The organism is Mycobacterium kansasii ATCC 12478 (genome assembly GCF_000157895.3).
Classification (GTDB): Bacteria; Actinomycetota; Actinomycetes; order Mycobacteriales; family Mycobacteriaceae; genus Mycobacterium; species Mycobacterium kansasii.
Window position 1 is genome coordinate 3,808,249 of the sequence record NC_022663.1, and the last position, 22,142, is coordinate 3,830,390.

The following is a 22,142-nucleotide window of genomic DNA, read 5'->3' on the forward strand; positions in this document are numbered from 1 at the left end:
CGCCGTCGAAGTGCTGGGATCGGCTCAGAGGCCTGGCGGCAAGTTGATCACGGTCGGTATCGGCAGCGTGATCTGCGACGGCAGAGTCGGCAACGCCCCGGGCGACGGGTTGGCCGTGGTCGTCGTTGTCGTCGGTGCCGTGGTGGTCGTGGTCGGTGCTGTCGTGGTCGGTGCTGTCGTGGTCGGTGCTGTGGTCGTGGTCGTGGTCGTGGTCGTGGTCGTCGTCGTCGTGGTCGTCGTGGTGGTGGTGGTCGTCGTGGTCCGGGTGGTCGTGGTCGGTGCCGTGGTGGTCGTCGGCGGCGTGGTCGTGGTGACGGTGGTGGTGACCGACGCGGGGGTGGGGCGTCCGTGCGCAAGCTGGATGATGCCGTACACGATCAGCGCGATGAGGGCCGCGATCAGTACGCCCCACCCGACCAATGCCAGCGGTTTGCGCCATCCCGGGGTGGGGGGCGTCGGTTGGGGCTGCTGCCCGTATCCGCCCGGGCCGTCACCGTATCCGTAGTTGCCAAAGACCGTCGGGTCGTCGGCGCCGTAATCGGGCGGGTCGTACCTTGCCACGGCCGCAGATGCTAGCCCGCGACGGCCTCCGGCATACGGCAGCCACGCGGACCGTTACCGATCAGCAGCCTTACGGCAGGTTCGGCGGCAGGGTGATCGGCGACGGCATTCCCGGGATGGTGATCACCGAGGGCAACGGTGGCAGATGCGGGAAGTGCCGCGTCGGGGCATGGGTCGGCTGCTGAGCCGGCGGCTGGCCTTGCGGCGTGGTGGCCGGCGGAGCCTCCGCTGTCGTCGTCGGCGATGGCGTCGTTGTGGTCGTGGCCGACTCCACTGTCGTGGTGGTGGTCGTGGGTGCCGTCGTCGTCGTGCTGGTCGGGGTCTGGTTGCTGCCCTGCTGATCACCCATCAGCTGGGTGATGCCGTAGATGATCAGCGCGATCAGGATCAGGCACAGCAGCGCCCAGCCGATCAGCGTCGCTGGCTTGCGGTACCAGGGTTTGGGTTCTTCGTCGAGGTCGGATTGCTCGGGGGGTTCGGATTGGTCGGGCGGCGGGAATTGATCGGGCGGCGGTCCGGGCTGGGCCTGCGGGGGAGGGGCTTGCTGATACGGCTGGTTTGGCGGAGGCCGGCCGGCCGGCGGGTATCCGCGCGCTCCGAAGCCGCCATACTGGGTCGGCTGGTTGTGGAAGTCTTCGGGTGGTCCGTAGCGTGCCACAAAACCGATGGTACTGACGCCGTGGCGCTACCCGGCTCAGAAGGTGTTGACCCGGTCGATGCTGACGAATACGGAGACCATCTGCACGTGAAATTGCCGGGGACCTTTGCTCTTCGTACTGGGACTGGGCCGGTGAACAATGGTATGCCGCCGCAAGGAGGCGGTCGCAGTTGCAGCGACCTTTGCGGCGGCGGCCGTCGCACGGCAGTGGTCCGCTCGAGCGCGACGCGAGGTGATGCTGGCAGAATGCCCGACTTGTTGGCCGTGCGGTCACCTCGGCCGCTGGACAAGCGGCGAGCAACGTGCCATCTCATGCCCGACCTTCAATCTCCGCCCGTCGCGCCAGGGCTGCCCTGTGTGCAGCTCTTCTGAGGTCCGCGTGGACGTGGTCATTCTGCAGCTGCTTGCGTCGAGGCGGGTCGCCCTCTTGAAGCCAGGCATCGAATGCGATTTCCTCCGCGCTGAGATTTTCTGCGGTCCAGTCGTCTTCATCATCGAGAACTGTTTCCACCCAGTCCCGTTGCTGATGCATTTCCCAAAGGACGGGTGCGGTCCCCTTCGCGAGGCTGGGGATGTCTATCTCGAACCTGGTATAGTGCTTTACAATTCGCTGCTGGAGCACATAGATACCGCGGTCACTAAGCGTAGCGATGCGGTCGTCGAGATGCAAAAGTTCAGACGGGGCAGCTGTGACATCTACAAACTTTGCCGCATAGTGCTTGCCATCCAAGAGTTCCGCAAGCGGCATTATCCTCAGGTTCCCGTTCCATCCATTTCCCTGAATGCGGCTATGTTCCTCAACCGGCGCGACAGTGATTCGTGGACGGAGACATGTGCCTTCGCGCATCGAGCAAGGATGCGCGACTATCTGTACTAGTCGCGGCTCGTGTCCGAAGCCTGGCAAGACGACGTCCTTGAAAACATCACCCTGAAAGATAGGCGAGTGCGTGCGACGCTACCGCGCTCGTCATAAAGATGTTCTGGATCAATAGGGTCCATGCCCGTCGTTACTCACCACGTATGCGAATGGAGCGCATCCCGTCCGTATCGCTGAACACCTCGAAGCTGCTGCGGTTAGCGCGCCAGCCGGGTCGTACGCTGTCAAGGATGTGCTCGACGGGTCCGCGCTGCTCAGCAATATCGAAGAGCGCCATATCTTGTCCGTTAAGGTACAGGTCGAGCGGTCGGATGTAGTAACCGGCAGCCAGCGGTAGCTCCATTTCCATCCAAGTTGCAGGGTCGTCAATGTGCGCCTCCTCTTCGAGTGTGTCGAGGAGGGCTGTGAACTTCGCAAGTCGGCTCCGACTTTCGGGAGAAGCGTCATAGCCCTTGCGCCACTTGCGAACTGCCGAAACGCTCACTTCGGCAATCTCAGCGATGTGGGTCCAGGCCATGCCACGCTGATACGCGAGCTCGTTAAGGAGAGCAGGGACATCGTGTTTGCTCTTGTTGCGCGTTCTTTGATCCAAGTTCAGCGCACGGACTTTATTTTGCAAGTCCTGCACTTGCTCACCGGCCAAGTCGGTTTGCGTCCGGAGGTCGTCGACTTCGATTGATAGCGCGCGAGTTCCAATTGGCACTATTGGATAATCTTTGATATCGCCGCCCGCGCTTGTACCGGTACGGGTCAAGCGCGTCATTGCAGCTGCCGTCATGTGGTCCCTCCTCGAAATAGGTTTCGGGCATCCTCCGTAATTGCACGCTGAAACATGGCGCCCGTTGGGTCATGGACAGCCGTGAGGACGTTAGTGACTTCATCCGCGTCCAGTCGAACCACGTCTTGCTCACCAAAGTCGCGAAATCCATCGAAGTCCAGGACAAAGAACGGGCCAGGCTCAAATTGCCCCCGGTTCAGAAACTGTGGTTGAACAACGGGAGTCTGATTTAGTGCAGCGTACTGGAAGTTGAGGCCCTTCCCGTCGCCGAGGTCGAACGTCACGAGCCCCTGCACATTACGTACGGCGACATCGTCGGGACCTATGGTCAGAGGCCTTATGATGCCGTCGTCAATCCACTTGGCCCACGCGCGCACGTCGGTTATGGGTTCTGGCACGCGTACTTCGTCGATGTAGCGAAGACCTACACGCACAAGTGCGGGGCGGACATTTGCATCGATGAGAGCCTCGCATACAGCGGTCACCCCCACACGGAAGTCATCGAATTCGCGGTATGCCGTGGTCTCGCAGATAAACGAAGACGGCGTTATTGTGACTGATTCGGTTCTGGTCGTATTCGTCAACACGACCCGGCGCTCCTGTTCCACCTGGGGAAGAACACCTGGACCAAGGCTTCCGACATTGAACGTGACACTGGTCTGCGGAGTGTTGAGTGGGAAGCGATCCTCCAATGCGATTGCTACCGCGTCAAGTGTTTCCTGCTGTCGCAGACGCGGGGAGTCGGTGAATCGAATCTCAGTTGTGACCAGCGCCAGTGGCGCCTTGGGGAAGACCTCCCGGTTGGGGTACATGCCTAAGTCAACCTATCTGCTCCAGCCAAGTTAGACGCGTACCAGAATACGTACTCAGAACTATACCAAAATGAACACTCAACCCGTGCGCGACGTCGGCTCCTGCACCCATCGACGTGGCATCGAATGTCACCACCAAACCGCGCGGCAAGTCGAAGCTTGCGGATGGCGATGCTCATCAACCAAGAGCTTCTGGAAAGGGGCCGATAACAGCTTTGTCTCCATCTGTTGACTCGAACCGTGTCAAAGGATCACGTGGTGACCGCCCGTCTGACCGAGCTATGACACATCTACAGGTAGCGGAGGTCATACACCACTTGCTTGGACGAAGGCAGTTGCTGGCCGGGTCAACTTTCCGGACTGTACTGACGCCGTGGCGCTTCCCAGCTCAGAAGGTGTTGACCCGGTCGATGCTGACGAACATGCCATGCCCGGTGCTGTTGTTCTGGAAGCGGGTGCCATCGGCGGTGGAGGTGATGGTCCAGCCCTGCGCGTCGTAGGTCTTGTAGTCGATGGTGACGGTCGGGATCGCGCCGAGATTGCCGAGGACCCACTGCACGGTGCCGGCGGCGGTGATGTGCACGCCGTTGGCATGCTCGCCGTCTTTGATCGGGGAATTGGTGAACGGCGCCTCGCAGCCGACGCTGTCTTTGTTGATCTGGCAGCGGGTCTGGCCGGATTTGGTTTCGATGAAGACGTAACCGTTCTGGTCGGGCGGCAACGGAATGGCACCGGCCGGCGTAGTCGGGCTCGGCGTTGTCGGCGGTAGCGGCGCCGTGCCGCTCGGTGGCGAGGTACTGGGCCGCGACGTCGGGAACGACGGCTCGATTGGCCCAGCACCCGGTCCGGCGATCGGCCTGCCGTCAATAGTGGAATCGCATCCGGCGCCGAGCGCACCCGCCGCCAGCAGGGCCGCCCCGATCTGTAATAACCGCACGCGCTACTCCCGAGATTCTCAAAGACCAAAACTCAGATTACGCAGCAGGTGACGCAAGTTACCGCAGTGACGCGCCTTCGGCTTCGGTGTGGCCTATTACTTCAGCGGCCCGGCGTGCGGCCGCGACGATGCCCTGGTAGCCGGTACATCGGCAGAAGTTCCCGGACAGGGCTTCGCGTATCTGGTCGTCGGAGGGCTGGGGATTGTCGTTCAAGAGCGCGGTAATCGACATGACGAAACCGGGCGTGCAAAAGCCGCATTGCAGTCCATGGCACTCCCGCAGCGCCGATTGCACCGGCGAAAGCTCGCCGCCGGGGGATGCGACACCCTCCACCGTCGTCACCTCCATGCCGTCGGCCTGGACCGCGAACAGCAGGCACGAGCGCACGGCAGCGCCGTCCAGCAACACCGTGCACGCGCCGCACGCACCGTGTTCGCACCCGAGATGAGTGCCGGTGAGCCCACATTTGTCACGCAGGAAGTCCGCCAACGTCATCCGCGGTTCAACGCTGGCGGCGACGGAATTTCCGTTGACCGAGAACTGGACTGATCGCTCATGCATAACTGGCTCCGACGGTTGCTTGCTGGGCTCCTTGGGTCCAGGCACGCGCCGTCATGGCGGCACCCACCCGGCTGCGGTACGACGCCGACCCTTGCAGGTCCGACGGAATGTCGTCGAGTTCCGACATGGCCGCCCGGCCGATTTCCTCGGGTATCACCTCGTGCAGCGGCATGCCGGTGACCGCGGTTTCGGTCGCCGTCGCGCGCTTGGGCGTGGCGCCCAGACCCAGCAACCCGATCGCGCAGCGCGACACCCGGTCATGGTCGTCGAGCCGCACCCCGACGACTGCCCCGGCGATCGCGAAATCGCCGTGCCGGCGCGCAAATTCGCGTATCGCAAAGCCGGATCGGCCATTCCACACCGGAAACCGGACGCCGGTGAGCACCTCGTCGGGCTCCATGGTGGTTTCCCACAGGCCGGCGAAGAAGTCCGCGGCAGCGATCTCTCGTCGCCCTCGCGGCGAAAGCACCTCCATCACCGCGTCCAGGGCCAGTGCCACCGCCGGGTATTCACCGGCGGCATCGGCATGAGCGATCGATCCGCCCAGGGTGCCGCGGTTGCGGATCTGGAAGTGCCCGACGAACGGCGTCGCCAAGTTCAGCAACGGAACCGATTGGCGCACTTGCGCATCGGCACCAACCACGGCCTCGGTGGTTCCCGCTCCGATCCACAGTTGGTCGCCGCGGGCTTCGATACCGTGCAACTCGGGCAGCCGGGATATGTCGATGAGATGATCGAAGTAGGCCAGCCGCATCGACAACATCGGCACCAGACTTTGGCCTCCGGCAAGGATTTTCGCGTCTTCACCGAGTTCGGCCAGCTGGCCCACGGCCGCTTCGACCGTGTCGGGGCGGTGGTAGTCGAACGCTGCGGGCTTCACCGCGACGCCTCTTCCAATAGCGAGACGATCGACGCCGGACTGGCCGGCAGCCGGGTCATGGCTACGCCCAGCGGCGCCAGGGCATCATTGATCGCGTTGATCACTGCTGGCACCGATCCGATGGCCCCGCCTTCGCCGACGCCCTTGTATCCGCCCGGGCCCGGGCCCGGGATTTCGACGTGCCCGTATTCGATCAGCGGCACCTCGGTGGCGGTCGGCAGCAGATAGTCGACGAATGTCGTTGCCAGCGGGTTGCCGTCGTCGTCGTAGACGAGGTTTTCCAGCAGTGCGCCGCCGATCCCCTGTACCGTTCCGCCGGCGATCTGTCCTTCCACGATCGCCGGGTTGATCATCGGCCCGACGTCTTCGCTGACGATGTAGCGCAGCAGCGTGACTTTGCCGGTCGCGGTGTCGACTTCGCAGGTGCAGGCGTGCGTCGCGTTGGCCCAGTGAATCGGGTTGGGCGAGTTGAACCGAGCGGTCGCCTCCAAATTGGGCGACATTCCCGCGGGCAACTGCTGCGGTGAGTAGTAGGCCACGTCAGCCAGTTCGCCGAAAGTCACCTGCCGGGATGGATCGCCGCGTACGGCGGCGCGCGAATGGCCCAGTTCCACTTCGGATTCGGCCACCTTCAGGCGATGTGCGGCCAGCTTGACGATCTTTTCGCGCAGCATGGTCCCCGCCTCGCTGACGGCCCCGGCGGTCATCGGTCCGCTACGGCTGCCCTGGGTCCCGGCCCCGTACGGCGTGGTCGCGGTGTCGCCCTGGATGGTGCCCACGTCATCAAAATCCGCCCCCAGCACGTCGGCGGTCAGCTGAATAACGGTGGTTTCCAAGCTGTTTCCGCTCGAGCCGCCGTTGACGTAGACCGTGATCTTGCCGGTTGGTTCCATCCGGATGGTGGCGCCCTCGGTAGCCATGTGACCGGTGGCAGCGCCCGTGGCTTCGATGTAGGCCGAGAAGCCGAGGCCCAGGTAGCGCCCGTGCGTCAAGGCCTCGGCCTGTTCCTTGCGGAAACCCTCGTGGTCAACGATTTTCACGGCCTGTTCGAACGTCTCGATCGGAGCGACGTGGTCGTAGGGCATGCCGGTGGGGCTGAAGTACGGCATCTCGTCACGGTGCAGCAGATTGCGCCGGCGCAGCTCGACGGGATCGATGTTCATCTTGCGCGCGGCGATGTCGAGAAGTATCTCGCGCGCGAAGCTTTCGAACTGCCATGGACCGCGGTAGGCCGCCAACCCCGCCGTGTTGGAGAAGACCGTCTTGTAGTTGAAGCTGGCCTTGGGCACCCGGTACGGCCCCGGGAAGAACATTCCGATGGCGGCCGTGGTCAACACCGGGTAAGGCGTCGGATAAGCCCCGATGTCCTGGACGAAGTCGATGTCGGCGGCCGCGATGTTGCCCTCGTCGTCGAACGCCATCCTGGCCCTGCCGTCGACGTGGCGCGCCTGCCCGGCCGACATCAGGTTCTCGCGCCTGTCCTCGATCCACTTGAGCGCCGCGGGCACCTTCCGGGCGGCCAGCATGATGCACATGTCTTCGCGCATCGGGACGACCTTCTGGCCGAAGCCGCCGCCGGTGTCCCGCGCGATAACCCGAACCCGTTGTGCCGCAATGCCTAACAGGCGGGCACAGAACGCGCGCAGTTCGTGCGGAGTCTGGGTCGACGCCCAGACGGTCAGTTCTCCGGAAGCCGCCAACCACTCGACCACCAGGCCGCGGGTCTCGATCGGCACGGGCAGGTAGATCTGCTGGTATAGGTGCTCTTCCACGACGTAAGGCGAAGTGGCGAAAATGCTTTCATCGGGCGGCGCCCCGCCCATCCCGCCGGCCACGTTGTTCGGGTAGCTGTCGTGCACCAGCACATCGGCGGACTGCGCCCGCCTGAAGTCGACGACTGCCGGCAATGGCTCGTAGTCGACGTCGACCAGTTCGAGCGCGTCCTCGGCCAGGTAGCGGTTCTCGGCGACGACCAAGGCAACCGGGTCGCCGACGAACTTCGCTTCGCCTTGGGCCAGCGGGGGCCGCGGCGTGTCCGGGATGTCCTTACCCGCGACGGCGTGCCAGGCCTCTCGGACATCCGGATTGAGGTCCGCGGCGGTGAACACCGCGTGGACGCCGGGCAGTGCCAGCGCTGCCGAGGCGTCGATGCTGTTGATCCGGGCCCGCGCGAACGGGCTGCGCACGAAGCAGGCGTGCAGCATGCCGGGCCGCGAGATGTCGTCGACGAAGCTGCCGTGCCCGGTCAGCAGCCGGCTGTCTTCGACGCGCTGCACGCGGGTGCCGGCGTAGCGGGGCGCCGGGGTAGCGCTGGTCCCCTGCAAGTCCTGAGTCATGGTGCTCCATCTGGTTGTCGCCTTCTGAGAAGCCCAATGTCATCATATGAGAGTGGCATTATCGGAGTCGATAGTCATCGGACTCCTCCTAGCCGCAGGTGCCGGGCGGCGGTATGGACGTCCGAAGGTCCTCGTGGAAGGTTGGCTCGAGGCCGCGCTGGATGCGCTGGCGGGCGGTGGTTGCACCGAAGTCGTCGTGGTTCTCGGTGCTGCCCAGGTGACGGTCCCGCCCGGTGTCACCGCGATTACCGCTGCGGATTGGCAACAGGGGCTGAGCGCGTCGGTGCGCGCCGGCCTTGCGCAGGCCGATCGGATGTACGCGGACTACGCCGTCTTACACGTCGTCGATACACCCGATGTCGACGCCTCGGTGGTGGCGCGAGTGGTCAACCGCGCGTTGGCGTCCCGCAGTGGTCTGGCGCGGGCGTACTTCGGCGAACGGCCCGGACATCCGGTGGTTATCGCCCGCGGGCATTGGCCGGCAGTGCTGGGCGCGATCTCGGGGGACCGAGGGGCGGCCGCTTATTTGCGTAGGGCGCAGGGGGTCGAGGTCGTCGACTGTGGCGACCTCGCCAGCGGCGTCGACATCGACGAACCGCTGTGAAGCGCTATTGGGTGGGCTGGGTCGTTTCTGCGGTGTGGTGGGCGGTGGTCAGCACGCGGTGACGCACCAGATACCAGCCGCCGATGAGGGCGGGGATGCCCACCAGCATCGCGGCGAGCATCCAGCGTCCGTATGTCTGGTTGAACAGCATCAGGATCAGGACGGCCGCCAGGAAAACCAGGGTGAGCCAGCCGCTGTAGGGGGATAGTGGCATCCGGAAATGCGGGCGCTGCAACGTCCCGGCGGTCGTCAAACGGTGAAATCGCAATTGGCACGCCACGATGGTCGCCCAGGCCACGATGACTCCGGTTGCGGCGATATGCAGCACGATCTCGAAGGCCTGGCTCGGTTTGATGGCGTTGAGGACGATGCCGAACAGGCCAATTCCGGCGGTGAGCAGGATTCCGCCATAGGGCACACCGTTCTTCGACATCGGTGCGGTGAATCTCGGGCCGCTGCCGTTGATGGCCATCGATCGCAGGATCCGTCCCGTGGAATACAGGCCGGCGTTCAGGCTCGAGAGTGCGGCGGTGAGCACCACGAGGTTCATCAGGCTGCCGCCCCCGGCAAAACCGATCTTGGAAAAGAAGGTGACGAACGGGCTGACGTGTTCTCGGTAGGCGGTATAGGGCAGCAGTAGCGCCAGCAGGATGGTTGAGCCGATGTAGAACACCGCGATACGGAACACCACCGAGTTGATCGCCCGCGGCATGACCTTTTCCGGCTCGGCCGCTTCCCCGGCGGCGATCCCGACCAGTTCGACGGCGGCGTAGGCGAACACCACCCCGGACGTGACAAGCACCAGCGGCAGCAGCCCGGCCGGCAGCAGTCCGCCGTGGCTGCTCCACAGCGATACCCCGGTCTGCTGACCGTCGACTTTGAAACGTCCGGCCAGGAAAACCGTCCCGACGACAAGGAACACCACCAGCGCCAGCACCTTGACCAAGGCGGCCCAAAATTCCAATTCCCCGAAGAGGCGCACCGAGATCAGATTCATCGACAACACCACCAGCAGCGCGCTCAACGCGAGTGCCCATTGCGGAATCACGTGAAACGCCGTCCAGTAATGGAAGTAGTGTGCGATCGCCGTGGTGTCGACTATCCCGGTCATGGCCCAGTTCAGGAAGTACATCCAGCCGGCCACGAAAGCCGCTTTCTCGCCGAAGAATTCGCGGGCGTAAGACACGAACGATCCGGACGACGGGCGATGCAGCACCAGTTCGCCCAGCGCGCGCAGGATCAGGAAGACGAAAATCCCGCAGACCCCGTAGACCAGGAACAACCCCGGTCCTGCCGACGCGAGCCGGCCGCCGGCGCCGAGGAAAAGTCCGGTTCCGATGGCGCCGCCGAGCGCGATCATCTGCAGCTGCCGATTGTTGAGGGTTTTGTGGTAACCGGAGTCTTCGCGGGTAAGCATGCTAGGAGGCGGTGCCATCGAATTCCCTATCGCCGTAGCTTGCGGAAACGCCGCGAGACTGGGTGCCAGGCTATCCCACGAGCGCCAGGTAACGCATGATGCATGGGAGCGCTGAGCGGCGGGCGGATTTTCACTGTGGTTTGGTGGCGACGAGTGTGTGCTGAGGGCGAGCCGGAGTGCAGGAACTCGACCCTCGGCTCACGCTCGGCGCCGTAAACGCACACTCGCCGAACATGCGATAAGTGGTCTTCACCGCGTCGCGCCCCTCGGCGGCCTCCACCAGGCAAACCGCATAGGCCGGCATCCGTTGGGACTTCGGGCGACTGCACCGCCACCGGTCCGCCGCGGCAGATGAATCCGTCGACCCGCCGGAAGAGATGTCAACAGCCGACCCCGGGAACAAGAGCGAGACCAATGCCGTTAGCATGATCGACAAGTTGAGTGGACCAAGCTCAACCCTGTTTGACAGCCAGTCTCGCTGGGAGCAGGCTTGAGCGGGGTTCACTCAGCATAGTGCAGTACAGAAGGTCTACATACTCAGGAGGAATCACCATGGCTCGTGCGGTCGGAATCGACCTCGGGACCACCAACTCCGTCGTCTGCGTGCTGGAGGGTGGTGACCCCGTCGTGGTCGCCAACTCCGAGGGCTCACGGACCACTCCGTCTGTCGTCGCGTTTGCGCGTAACGGCGAGGTGCTGGTCGGCCAGCCCGCCAAGAACCAGGCGGTGACCAACGTCGACCGCACCGTGCGTTCGGTCAAGCGACACATGGGATCCGACTGGTCCATCGAAATCGACGGCAAGAAATACACCGCGCCCGAGATCAGCGCGCGTGTCCTGATGAAGCTCAAGCGCGATGCGGAGGCCTACCTCGGTGAGGACATCACCGACGCGGTGATCACCGTGCCCGCCTACTTCAACGACGCCCAGCGCCAGGCCACCAAGGACGCCGGCCAGATCGCCGGCCTCAACGTGCTGCGGATCGTCAACGAGCCGACCGCCGCCGCGCTGGCTTACGGCCTGGACAAGGGCGAGAAAGAACAGACGATCCTGGTCTTCGACCTCGGTGGCGGCACCTTCGACGTCTCCCTGCTGGAGATCGGCGAGGGCGTGGTCGAGGTACGCGCCACCAGTGGTGACAACCACCTGGGTGGTGACGACTGGGACGACCGGATCGTCACCTGGCTGGTCGACAAGTTCAAGGGCACCAGCGGCATCGACCTGACCAAGGACAAGATGGCGATGCAGCGGCTGCGGGAAGCCGCCGAGAAGGCCAAGATCGAGCTGTCAAGCTCGCAGAGCACCTCGATCAACCTGCCCTACATCACCGTCGACGCCGACAAGAACCCGCTGTTCCTCGACGAGCAGCTGACCCGGGCAGAGTTCCAGCGCATCACTCAAGACTTGCTGGACCGCACCCGCAAGCCGTTCCAGTCGGTGATCGCCGACACCGGTATCTCGGTGTCCGACATCGACCACGTGGTGCTGGTGGGCGGCTCGACCCGGATGCCGGCGGTGACCGACCTGGTCAAGGAGCTCACCGGTGGCAAGGAGCCCAACAAGGGCGTCAACCCCGACGAGGTTGTGGCCGTCGGTGCCGCGCTGCAGGCCGGTGTCCTCAAGGGCGAGGTGAAAGATGTTCTGCTGCTTGATGTTACGCCGCTGAGCCTGGGTATCGAGACAAAGGGCGGCGTGATGACCAAGCTGATCGAGCGCAACACCACGATCCCGACCAAGCGGTCGGAGACCTTCACCACCGCCGACGACAACCAGCCGTCGGTGCAGATCCAGGTCTATCAGGGTGAGCGCGAGATCGCCTCGCACAACAAGCTGCTCGGCTCCTTCGAGCTGACCGGCATCCCGCCGGCGCCCCGCGGCGTCCCGCAGATCGAGGTCACCTTCGACATCGACGCCAACGGCATCGTGCATGTCACGGCCAAGGACAAGGGCACCGGCAAGGAGAACACCATCCGGATCCAGGAAGGCTCGGGCCTGTCCAAGGAAGAGATCGACCGGATGATCAAGGACGCCGAGGCGCACGCCGAGGAGGACCGCAAGCGTCGCGAGGAGGCCGACGTCCGCAACCAGGCCGAGACGCTGGTCTACCAGACCGAGAAGTTCGTTAAGGAACAGCGTGAGGCCGAAGGCGGGTCAAAGGTGCCCGAGGACACGCTGAGCAAGGTCGAAGCCGCGGTGGCAGAGGCCAAGACCGCACTTGGTGGCACTGATATTGCCGCGATCAAGTCGGCGATGGAAAAGCTCGGCCACGAATCGCAGGCACTCGGACAGGTGATTTACGAGGCCACCCAGGCTGAGGCCAGCGCTGCGGGCGCGGCGCAGCCGGGCGGCGGCCCGTCGGGCTCAGCTGACGACGTGGTGGACGCGGAGGTGGTCGACGACGACCGGGAGTCCAAGTGACCGACAGCAACCCACACGAACAGGTGACGGTCACCGACAAGCGGCGCATCGATCCGGAAACGGGCGAGGTACGCCACGTCCCTCCCGGCGATACGCCGGGAGGGACGGTACCCGGGAGCTCGGCGGTCGGCACCGACAAACTGGCGGAAAAGGTTGCCGAGTTAACCGCCGATCTGCAACGGGTGCAGGCCGACTTCGCCAACTATCGCAAGCGTGCGCTGCGTGACCAGCAGGCCGCGGCGGACCGGGCCAAGGCCGCCGTTGTCAGCCAATTGCTGCATGCGGTGGACGACATCGAGCGGGCGCGCAAGCACGGAGACCTGGATTCCGGGCCACTGAAGGCCGTCGCCGACAAGCTGATGAGCGCATTGACCGGCCTGGGGTTGAAGCCATTTGGCGCCGAGGGCGAGGATTTCGACCCGGTGCTGCACGAGGCGGTGCAGCACGAGGGCGGTGGCGGACAAGACGCCAAGCCGGTGATCGGAACCGTCATGCGGCAGGGCTACCAGCTCGGTGAGCATGTTCTGCGAAATGCCCTGGTCGCCGTCGTCGACACGGTTGCCGACGACACGGCCGAATCGGACGCACCGCCCGCCGCCGACGAGCCGGTCGAAACCGAGCAGCCCGACACGAGCGATAACGCCGACGTGCCCGGTGAATAAGGCCGAGAATCACAGGTGAGACAAAACTACAGAGACGAAGGTGAGGAGGTGACGCAACATGGCCCAGCGAGAATGGGTCGAGAAGGACTTCTATAAGGAGCTAGGCGTCTCCTCTGAGGCCACTGCTGAAGAAATCAAGCGAGTGGCTCGAAAGTTGCTCGCCGAGAATCATCCCGACCGAAACCCGGGCAACAAGGCGGCCGAGGATCGCTACAAGGCGGTCTCCGAGGCAAAAGAAGTGCTCACCGATCCCGCCAAGCGCAAGGAATACGACGAAACGCGCCGGCTGTTCGCCGGCGGCGGTTTCGGCGGTCGTAGGTTCGACGCCGGCGGCTTCGGGGGCTTCGGGGGAGGCGGCTACGGCTCCGATGGCGCCGAGTTCAACCTCAACGATTTGTTCGACGCCGCCAGCCGTTCCGGCGGAACCAATATCGGTGACTTGTTCGGCGGGTTGTTCGGCCGCGGCGGCAGCGCCCGCCCCAGCCGGCCGCGACGCGGCAACGATCTGGAGACCGAGACCGAGCTTGATTTCGTGGAGGCCGCCAAGGGCGTGGCGATGCCGTTGCGGCTGACCAGTCCGGCGCCGTGCACCAACTGCCACGGCAGCGGAGCGCGCCCGGGCACCAGCCCTAAGGTGTGTCCGACCTGCAACGGCGCCGGGGTGATCAACCGGAATCAGGGCGCGTTCGGCTTCTCCGAGCCCTGCACCGATTGCCGGGGTAGCGGCTCGATCATCGAGCACCCGTGTGATGAGTGCAAAGGCACTGGCGTCACCACCCGTACCCGCACCATCAACGTGCGGATCCCGCCGGGCGTGGAGGACGGACAGCGGATCAGACTGCCCGGCCAAGGCGAAGCCGGGTTGCGCGGTGCGCCGTCGGGAGACCTGTATGTGACGGTGCATGTTCGACCGCACCCCGTGTTCGGGCGCGACGGTGATGACCTGACCGTCACAGTTCCGGTCAGCTTTACTGAATTGGCTTTGGGCTCAACCCTTTCCGTGCCGACGCTGGACGGGACCGTCGGCGTTCGGGTGCCGAAGGGCACCGCCGACGGTCGAATCTTGCGGGTGCGCGGACGTGGTGTGCCCAAGCGCAGCGGCGGTAGCGGCGACCTGCTCGTCACTGTGAAGGTGGCCGTTCCGCCGAATTTGGAAGGCGTCGCCGAAGAGGCACTTCAGGCTTACGCGGCGGCTGAGCGGTCCAGTGGGTTCAACCCCAGGGCCGGTTGGGCGGGTAATCGCTGATGGCCAAGAAGGACGAGTCTCGGACGTTTCTGATCTCGGTGGCTGCCGAGCTGGCCGGCATGCACGCGCAAACGCTGCGCACCTATGACCGGCTGGGTTTGGTCAGTCCGAGGCGCACTTCGGGTGGGGGGCGGCGCTATTCGGAGCGTGACGTCGACCTGCTGCGTCAGGTGCAGCATCTTTCGCAGGAAGAGGGCGTCAACCTCGCCGGCATCAAGCGCATCATCGAGCTGACGAATCAGGTGGAAGCGCTGCAGGCGAGGGTCAAGGAAATGGCCGAGGAATTGGCGGTCCTGCGCGCCAATCAACGTCGTGAGCTTGCGGTGTTGCCTAAGAGCACGGCCCTCGTCCTCTGGCAACCGCGCCGGTGAGCGGAGGGCGCCGGTCGCTCGCCCGCTCTCGTCCTTCCGGCGGACTACCGGTGATCGTCGTCGGAAAACCGGTACGGGAACGTAACGCTCCAATGACGGCCTGGCCGGCCGTCATCGCGGTGACAATCTTTCCAGAGAATATCGACAACGTGGTTTCGTTGTGCCATTCAACGATGGTTGGCCGCTCATCGGTACGATCCACATCGGGTAGAACCGTGCGCACGCTCAGCAGCGAACCGACGTGGTGCGCATGTTGCAGCCCTCTCACGAACCGTGACGCGGTGTCCAGCATCTCCCCAACGGTGCTTTCGGGCACCGGTGCCGGCTTGCTGCTGACCAGTGCCGCGGAGAATTCCTCGGGCGGCTCGAACGCGGTCGAGACTGCGCGATATCGGACGCTGTGCTCGACGTCGTAGAGCAGGAACCTTCCGGTGCTGCGACCGTATGGCGAGAGCGAAACGAATGGACCGTCTATCACCACGATATCGATGTCCCCAATCTCGACGTCCTCCAGCACCGCCACCTCGCAGACCTCAAATTGCCTGCGCGGGGCTGGAATTCCGAGCTGGGTGAGCACGGCGTTGTTTCCGTGATTGGCAGCCAGCACCACGAAGTCGTAACCGGCGGTCACGCTGGGATGTGCGGGTGTGGCGGTGCGGACCCTGACTCCGGCAGCGCGCAGCTTCGCGCGGGCGGCCGCAGCCAGGCGGTTCGGATCGATCCGCGACTCCTTGGCCGACACAAGCAACTCTGCTGCGGAGCGTCTGACTATGGGATGGTCAACCGGCTCCACGGGCAGAGCCGCCGCGGCGCAGTGGGCCAGAAACTGAGCACCATCGACCAAGCTGTTTTCCGCTGCGATCGCATACAGATGTTGACTGTCGTCGATCACAGCCTCGTCGTACTCTGCCCGAAACGATCGCTCGGCGTCCCGGCATTCGACTGCGGTTGCCAGACTGCGTGGATAGTGGTAGCCGCGATGCAGCCGAAAGATGTTGCACCCCGAAGCGCCAGTCAGAATGTCGGAGCTGCACTCCAATAGGTCGACCCACCAGCCGTCGCGGGCCAGCGCTAGCGCCGCAGAAACTCCGAAGATGCCCGCACCGACGACGCAGACGCTAGACCGATGCTTCACTTGGGCACCCCCCGGCCGGGCGCGGCAGCGGTTAGGGCGTCGTGAATAATCGTCGTAATTGCGACCGACCGATCGATCTCCTGCCGCACCGCATTCGAGCACCGGCGGTGGGCGAGGAACCACTCTACCTCCCGGCGAAGCGGTTCCGTGGGTCCGAATGTCGTGCGCTGCAATGGGGTCTCGGGCGATTTCCGGTCATAGCGCACCAGTTCGTGGTCGGTCCACGTCCAGACATCACCTGCGACGGTACGCACCGAAAGTTCCTTGCGTTTGCACATTCCGGCGCGGCCGTCGAGTCTGATGTCGATCCTTGCCCCATCCTTAGAAGTCCAGTGACCGCGGCACAGTTCACCGTTGACTTCGATCGACAGCGCCCGTGGCGACTCGCCCAGAAGCACCGACGCCAGGGCAAGCTCGTGTGGCAGCAGTTCCCACGCGGGCGGTCCCGCCAGCGCAGGCCGGACCCATGAGAACCGCACCTGCGCGATGCTCTCCGTCGCCACCGCGCGCCGCAACGCGACGAAGGCGGGGTGATAGAGATAGACGAACCCGGTGAACAGGGCCGTGTTTCGGACCCGTGCCGCCGCTGCGAGCGCGCGTGCCTCATTGGGATCGGTGCACAGTGGCTTTTCGACGAAGACGTCGCGACCCTGATGCAGCCCCATCTGCGCTATCCGGCCGTGAGTCTCCGTCGGCGTCGCAACGACGACGACGTCCGCGTGGGTCTCGGCGATGAATCGTTCGGCGTCGGTGTCGACCGGGACATGCGGATACTCGGCCGCCAGCCATTGCCTCGTCGCCTCCGAGCGCACGACGAAGCCCGCCGGAGCAGCACCCTGAGCCAGGAAGGCTCGGATCAGTTTCGTCCCCCACCGACCGGCACCGCAGAAGATCACCCGCTCCGGGTCTCGTTGTGGCACGGGCCGCACCATCACGTGCACGACCGTCCCATCCCGATCCAGCGCAGACCGGCCTCGGCGAGGATCTCGGGATCTAGCAGGTTGCGGCTGTCGACGACGGTACGCCGTGTCACGCCTGCGGCTAACCGCGACCATTCCAATTTCCGGAACTCGGGCCACTCGGTAAGTACCACCAACACCGCCGCGTCGTCGCAGGCACCGTAGGCCGATGTAGCCAGCATTAGGGCATTCGTCCAGCCCGGCGCCGGCGCTGCCACGGCCGGGTCGTAGGCCCGCACCACCGCTCCTTCGGCGACCAGGCCTTCGACAACAGCAAGCGCCGGTGAATAGCGCACGTCGTCGGTGCCCGCCTTGAAGGTCAGCCCAAGGACTCCGATCGTGGCTCCGGTCAGTGTGCCGCCGGCCGCCTCACGCACCTTGTCCACCACCAGCCCGGGTTGACGGGCGTTCGTCTCGATTGCCGCCTCCAGTAGCGTGAACGGCATCGCGACCGACTGCGCCATGTGACGCAGCGCGTCGGTGTCCTTGGGTAGACATGAACCGCCCCAGCCCGGCCCCGGATTGAAGTATCCGCCACCAATCCTGGGGTCGCGCCCGACTGCGTCGAGCACGGCCACGCCGTCGGCGTCTAGGAACTCAGCCAGCTCGGCCATCGCATTCGCATAGGAAAGCTTCAACGCCAGGAAGCAATTGGCCGCGTACTTGGTCAACTCCGCGGTGGGCGGGTCGGTGATTACGACGTCGCTATCGATCCCGTCGTAGAGGCCGAGCACCCGCTCGGCCGCCCGAGAATCGTCGGCGCCGATGACGATCCTGGACGGGTGGAAGAAATCGAAGACCGCGGTGCCTTCGCTCAGGAATTCCGGGTTGCTCACCACCGCGACGTCCGGTCGACCGATCAGCGCCGCGATGCGCCGCGCCGTGCCGACCGGCACCGTCGACTTGGTGACAACGACGCATCCGCTGGGCAATAGCGAACCCAGTTGGCGCACCACAGTCCATACTGCGGACAGGTCCGCGGCACCGTCCTCCCCGATCGGCGTGGGCAGGCACAAGATGACGTATCCGGTTTCGGTGATCGCCGCTGCCAGGTCGCTCCGGAATCGCAGATCACCCGACGAGATGCCCTGTTGAACCAGTTCCGGCAGGCCCTGCTCGATAATCGGCACCGACCCGGTTGCTAGCGCGGCGATCTTCGCTTCGTCGATGTCGACGCAGTCGACCGTATGACCTAACGATGCCAGGCACGCCGCCGTGGTGAGACCCACGTAGCCCGCACCGACAACCACCACCTTGCCGCTGATATTCGACATGATGGGTACCTATGCAGCGTTGCCGACATGGCCGGCGCGCAGGGACCATGTCGTCCTGTCCCGGCGCGCTACGTGCGTTGCGCGCACGGAGCCAGCCTCGGAATCGTTACTTACCATCGCCGGCTTACTTCGCAATTCCCAATGACAATTGAAACCAGTCAACAGTCCGGCCCAAGCCCTCGCGGAGCCCAATTTCCGGATTCCAATTCAGGAGTTCCCGCGCTCGGGAAAGCTCCGGGCAACGCTGTGTCGGATCATCGATCGGCAACGGCCGATATACTTCGGAGGTTCCAACGCCGGTTATGTCGCAAATCAGCGTGGCAAGTTCGGCAATGGTGACCTCCTCCTGATTACCGAGATTGACGGGACCCAATTCGCCAGAAAGACGCGCGAAGTCCAGAATCCCTCGGGTCATGTCATCGACGTAGCAGAAAGACCGGGTCTGCGCGCCGTCGCCATAGATGGTCAGCGGGGCATTCGACAATGCCTGCCAAACAAAATTCGACACGACTCGTCCATCGCCCGGCTGCAGCCTGGGGCCATAGGTGTTGAAGATTCGCACTATCCCGCCGTCCAGCCCGTGCGCCCGGACGTGGGCCGCGATTAGCGCCTCCGCGTATCGTTTCGACTCGTCGTAGACACTGCGAGGGCCGATCGGATTCACATTGCCCCAGTATTCCTCCGACTGCGGATGGATGAGCGGGTCACCGTATACCTCACTGGTCGAAGCGTGCACCAGCCTGGCGCCCTTTTTGAGCGCCAACTCAATCACATTCTGGGTTCCGATCGAGCCGGTATGCAGCGTCTCGATCGGCCGCTTCAGGTACTGCGGGGGCGAAGCCGCACACGCGAAATTCAGGATGAGATCCACCGGACCGGCCACCGTCCAGTCAGAGCAGACGTTGGTCACCATCATCTCGAAATAGGTCTGACCCAGATGTTTCGTGAGATTTAGTGGCGAACCTGTAGATAGGTCGTCAACCACCACCACTTGCCAGGAATCCAGAACCAGCGCATCCACCAGGTGGGAACCCAGGAATCCTGCCCCACCTGTCACTACGGCACGTCGATTCATCGATTCACCTTTCGGCACTCGTCTTCCGCTTGTCACATGTATCGGGTCGTAACGCCGTTTCCGGCTGGCTCCGGCGGAGCACGTAGCGCGCCTCGATCAAGTGCGTCCGGAACTGCGGTTGCATCGATCGGCAATGACCGCATGACGAGGAGCCCGCCAAATTGCACGCTGATCTTCATGCCCGAACGGCCATGGTCCAGGACATCTCGTCCTGGATAGCAGCCCAGGCAATACCGGCGCGCAGCCATCCACCTGACACCAGGCGTTGACCATAACGACCCAGTTATACCCCCGGGAGGTACGACGCAATGTATACCCCCTGGGAGTATTCCTGTCAAGAGCGACCGGCGGCCGTATCAGCGCATCGCGATCGGTTCGGTTGGTGGCCGGTTGCCGTGCACATCCCCTTCCATGCATGGCCATGGCTATCCGGCACCGCAATGTAAGCGAAGTCATATACCGGTCGGGGGTATGACCCCATAGGATGCTCGTAGCTGAAGTCGATTTCCGAATGTCAAATTGCACCGAGCATTGCATTTTGCATTCGAGTCCTGCGATGTGCAGAGGAAGGGCGAGAGTTTTAGGTCTTGACCGGTTGTGGTTGATGTGTTGTACGGGTCGGCGTGCCGCGTCGATAGCCGCCTCTTGACTTGACCCTTCTGTCCACATCAGCGGAAACATGAATTTGTGTCGGATCCTGTGAGTCGGCCAAGCATATTGGTTGTTCTGTCATCATCATGTAGATGACGTGAACGCTCCGTAGCAAGAAACTTGGCGGCATCCAGAAATCCAACCAGTTGGATTTTGTTCATGTTTGTGGGTCTGCATCCACAAACTTTGAAATGGACGGAAATTCTATTCGCTGACTTGGCACCCGGTTAGTGTCTGTGATGAAAGTTGGACAATATGCTTGAGAATGACACTGAAATTGCGGTCCCGCTACGGCCGAACGATGGCGTCTTAGTCCCACTTGAAGAATGCCACCTTGAAGCCCTTTGCGATGAGCACTGCAGCGGGCATGCATTACTAGGCGGCGAGCCTCCCGCCGGGCCAGACGAGATTTACGCGACGTTCAATGGCTTGATAACCGTCAGCCGAGCCGACGCGGGGTGGTGATGGCGCTTCTCACGCAATTTCGCAGTTTCAACTATCCCAGCCGTCTGCTGATGATCAACCAGCTCGGCATCAACATGGGGTTCTTCATGTTGATGCCGTACCTGGCGGACTACCTTAGCGGGCCACTCGGACTGGCTACCTGGGCGGTGGGTCTGGTCATAGGCGTGCGTAACTTTTCCCAACAAGGAATGTTCTTCGTTGGTGGAACGCTTGCTGAGCGATTTGGTTACAAATTGCCGATCGTGGCCGGGTGCTTGATACAAACTGGCGGCTTTGCGTTGCTGGTAGTCGCGCAATCCCTGCCCAGCTTGCTGATCGCAGCTGCTGCAACGGGTTTCGCTGTGGCGCTGTTCAGTCCCGCGGTGCGAGCCTATCTCGCGGCTGACTCCGGGGACCGGAAAGTCGAGGCGTTTGCGATGTTCAACGTCTTCTATCAGGCAGGTATCTTGCTGGGGCCGCTGGTTGGATCTGCACTGTTAGCACTGGATTTCCGAGTAGCTACCCTCTGTGCGGCGGGCGCCTTCGCGGCACTGACTGTCGCGCAGCTGAATGCATTGCCCCAACGGGCGGCCGATCCGAATCCGGTGGTCGGAGAACAGCGCTCGATTTTGCAGGACTGGCGAATGGTAGTTGGCAACCGGCATTTCTTGGCATTTGCCGCCGCGATGACTGGGCGTTATGTATTATCGTCCCAATTCTATTTGGCACTTCCGATCCAGGCGACGGTCTTGGCGCCAAATCACCAATCCTCCCTGGTGGCAGGAATGTTTGCGCTATCGAGCCTGGTCACCATCACCATTCAGCTACGCATCACCGACTGGTTCGCCTCGCGATGGAGACCCGGGCGCAGCCTGGTTGTCGGGGCGATGGTGATGACAGCGTCGTTGTTTCCTCTCGCGGTGGCCCCGAACGGCGAGAGGTTCGGCACTGCGGCCGCCATAACAGCATTGTTGTTCTCCGCGGTCCTGCTTGCCGCGGCTTCGGCGGTGATGTTTCCGTTCGAGATGCGTACCGTCTCTTTGCTGTCAGACGATCAGCTGGTTGCGACTCATCAGGGGTTTTACGGCACGATCATGGGAGTTGGAGTCCTTATCGGCAATTGTGGGATCGGGTCGCTGATGAGCGCCGCGCACCGCTTCCACGCCGATGAACTCGTTTGGAGCGCGCTGGTTGTCGTTGGTTTGCTGGCCGTGGCAGGGTTGTACCGGTTGGACAACTGCGTCATCGGGATTGATCAGACTCAAGCCTGAGTTTGGACATTTCGCTTAGCACCCCGACTTGATGCCGAAGTGGGTGAGGATTTTTCGCTGTTCCTCGGGAATCGCCGGCGGGAAGGGTCTGGGTGGCGCCGTTGATGACGGTGTGGCGTTGTGATGTGAGTTCGATGCGGCCGCCGTCTTGGCGTTCGAAAGGGGACTGCCTGGCCGACGTAGGTGCGGTGCTGCGGGCCGAACTGGCGGTGTT

The 22,142-nt window shown here is 63.4% G+C and carries 20 protein-coding genes; 6 read left to right on the forward strand and 14 right to left on the reverse strand.

The features are described from left to right. Window positions 1–24: 24 nt before the first annotated feature. The 9 genes from MKAN_RS32090 to MKAN_RS16620 all read right to left on the reverse strand — a co-directional run bounded on the left by MKAN_RS32090 (window position 25) and on the right by MKAN_RS16620 (window position 8,401). A complete protein-coding gene (locus tag MKAN_RS32090; RefSeq protein ID WP_023370028.1) occupies window positions 25–561 on the reverse strand; it encodes a hypothetical protein in 537 nt (178 codons plus the stop codon). A 70-nt stretch (window positions 562–631) separates the two neighbouring features. After that, the gene (locus MKAN_RS16585; protein WP_023370030.1) at window positions 632–1,219 is read right to left on the reverse strand and encodes a hypothetical protein; all 588 of its coding nucleotides are present in this window, start codon (window positions 1,217–1,219) and stop codon (window positions 632–634) included. Window positions 1,220–1,529: 310 nt separating this feature from the next. Further along, complete coding sequence (locus MKAN_RS30575) at window positions 1,530–1,967, reverse strand: hypothetical protein (RefSeq protein ID WP_129111854.1); 438 nt, start codon at window positions 1,965–1,967, stop codon at window positions 1,530–1,532. Between the two features lie 259 nt (window positions 1,968–2,226). Then, window positions 2,227–2,874 (reverse strand): hypothetical protein, encoded by a 648-nt coding sequence (locus tag MKAN_RS30580; RefSeq protein ID WP_129111855.1) that lies wholly within the window; start codon window positions 2,872–2,874, stop codon window positions 2,227–2,229. Next, entirely contained in the window at window positions 2,871–3,686 is an 816-nt protein-coding gene (locus tag MKAN_RS16600) for a TIGR04255 family protein (protein WP_023370039.1), read from the reverse strand. The genes MKAN_RS30580 and MKAN_RS16600 overlap by 4 nt, the downstream gene beginning before the upstream one ends. 388 nt (window positions 3,687–4,074) lie before the next feature. Further along, on the reverse strand, window positions 4,075–4,623 hold the full coding sequence (locus MKAN_RS16605) for a hypothetical protein (protein ID WP_023370041.1): 549 nt from the start codon (window positions 4,621–4,623) through the stop codon (window positions 4,075–4,077). 58 nt (window positions 4,624–4,681) lie between these two features. Beyond that, the gene (locus tag MKAN_RS16610) at window positions 4,682–5,185 is read right to left on the reverse strand and encodes a (2Fe-2S)-binding protein (protein WP_023370043.1); all 504 of its coding nucleotides are present in this window, start codon (window positions 5,183–5,185) and stop codon (window positions 4,682–4,684) included. Then, entirely contained in the window at window positions 5,178–6,065 is an 888-nt protein-coding gene (locus MKAN_RS16615; RefSeq protein ID WP_023370045.1) for an FAD binding domain-containing protein, read from the reverse strand. The genes MKAN_RS16610 and MKAN_RS16615 overlap by 8 nt, the downstream gene beginning before the upstream one ends. Further along, the gene (locus MKAN_RS16620; RefSeq protein ID WP_023370047.1) at window positions 6,062–8,401 is read right to left on the reverse strand and encodes a xanthine dehydrogenase family protein molybdopterin-binding subunit; all 2,340 of its coding nucleotides are present in this window, start codon (window positions 8,399–8,401) and stop codon (window positions 6,062–6,064) included. The genes MKAN_RS16615 and MKAN_RS16620 overlap by 4 nt, the downstream gene beginning before the upstream one ends. A gap of 52 nt (window positions 8,402–8,453) precedes the next feature. Here MKAN_RS16620 and MKAN_RS16625 point away from each other — a divergent pair, with 52 nt between their 5' ends. Further along, on the forward strand, window positions 8,454–9,005 hold the full coding sequence (locus MKAN_RS16625) for a nucleotidyltransferase family protein (RefSeq protein ID WP_225722787.1): 552 nt from the start codon (window positions 8,454–8,456) through the stop codon (window positions 9,003–9,005). Between the two features lie 4 nt (window positions 9,006–9,009). Here MKAN_RS16625 and MKAN_RS16630 read toward each other — a convergent pair whose 3' ends face one another. Next, window positions 9,010–10,440 (reverse strand): amino acid permease, encoded by a 1,431-nt coding sequence (locus MKAN_RS16630; protein ID WP_036394650.1) that lies wholly within the window; start codon window positions 10,438–10,440, stop codon window positions 9,010–9,012. Window positions 10,441–10,974: 534 nt separating this feature from the next. Between MKAN_RS16630 and dnaK the strand changes: the two genes are divergently transcribed. From dnaK to MKAN_RS16650, 4 genes are read left to right on the forward strand one after another with little or no spacing between them, the layout of a single operon-like run. After that, a complete protein-coding gene (gene dnaK / locus MKAN_RS16635) occupies window positions 10,975–12,840 on the forward strand; it encodes a molecular chaperone DnaK (RefSeq protein WP_023370053.1) in 1,866 nt (621 codons plus the stop codon). Next, the gene (grpE, locus tag MKAN_RS16640; RefSeq protein WP_023370055.1) at window positions 12,837–13,502 is read left to right on the forward strand and encodes a nucleotide exchange factor GrpE; all 666 of its coding nucleotides are present in this window, start codon (window positions 12,837–12,839) and stop codon (window positions 13,500–13,502) included. The genes dnaK and grpE overlap by 4 nt, the downstream gene beginning before the upstream one ends. 58 nt (window positions 13,503–13,560) lie before the next feature. Next, a complete protein-coding gene (gene dnaJ / locus MKAN_RS16645; RefSeq protein WP_023370057.1) occupies window positions 13,561–14,748 on the forward strand; it encodes a molecular chaperone DnaJ in 1,188 nt (395 codons plus the stop codon). Further along, complete coding sequence (locus tag MKAN_RS16650; protein ID WP_023370059.1) at window positions 14,748–15,119, forward strand: heat shock protein transcriptional repressor HspR; 372 nt, start codon at window positions 14,748–14,750, stop codon at window positions 15,117–15,119. The genes dnaJ and MKAN_RS16650 overlap by 1 nt, the downstream gene beginning before the upstream one ends. On the opposite strand, the gene MKAN_RS16655 is transcribed toward MKAN_RS16650, so the two are convergent. From MKAN_RS16655 to MKAN_RS16670, 4 genes are all read right to left on the reverse strand, one after another. Next, window positions 15,079–16,254 carry an FAD-dependent oxidoreductase gene (locus tag MKAN_RS16655; RefSeq protein ID WP_023370061.1) on the reverse strand — a complete coding sequence of 392 codons (1,176 nt, stop codon included), beginning with the start codon at window positions 16,252–16,254 and terminating at the stop codon, window positions 15,079–15,081. The two genes, MKAN_RS16650 and MKAN_RS16655, sit on opposite strands and share 41 nt — an antisense overlap. Beyond that, a complete protein-coding gene (locus MKAN_RS28820) occupies window positions 16,251–17,174 on the reverse strand; it encodes a Gfo/Idh/MocA family protein (RefSeq protein WP_160937843.1) in 924 nt (307 codons plus the stop codon). Before MKAN_RS28820 ends, MKAN_RS16655 begins: the two co-directional genes overlap by 4 nt. A gap of 11 nt (window positions 17,175–17,185) precedes the next feature. Further along, window positions 17,186–18,487 carry a UDP-glucose dehydrogenase family protein gene (locus MKAN_RS16665; protein ID WP_023370065.1) on the reverse strand — a complete coding sequence of 434 codons (1,302 nt, stop codon included), beginning with the start codon at window positions 18,485–18,487 and terminating at the stop codon, window positions 17,186–17,188. 124 nt (window positions 18,488–18,611) lie between these two features. Then, the gene (locus MKAN_RS16670) at window positions 18,612–19,562 is read right to left on the reverse strand and encodes an NAD-dependent epimerase/dehydratase family protein (RefSeq protein WP_036394653.1); all 951 of its coding nucleotides are present in this window, start codon (window positions 19,560–19,562) and stop codon (window positions 18,612–18,614) included. Between the two features lie 1,115 nt (window positions 19,563–20,677). Here MKAN_RS16670 and MKAN_RS16675 point away from each other — a divergent pair. Next, window positions 20,678–21,928 (forward strand): MFS transporter, encoded by a 1,251-nt coding sequence (locus MKAN_RS16675; RefSeq protein ID WP_042313729.1) that lies wholly within the window; start codon window positions 20,678–20,680, stop codon window positions 21,926–21,928. Window positions 21,929–22,142: the final 214 nt, after the last annotated feature.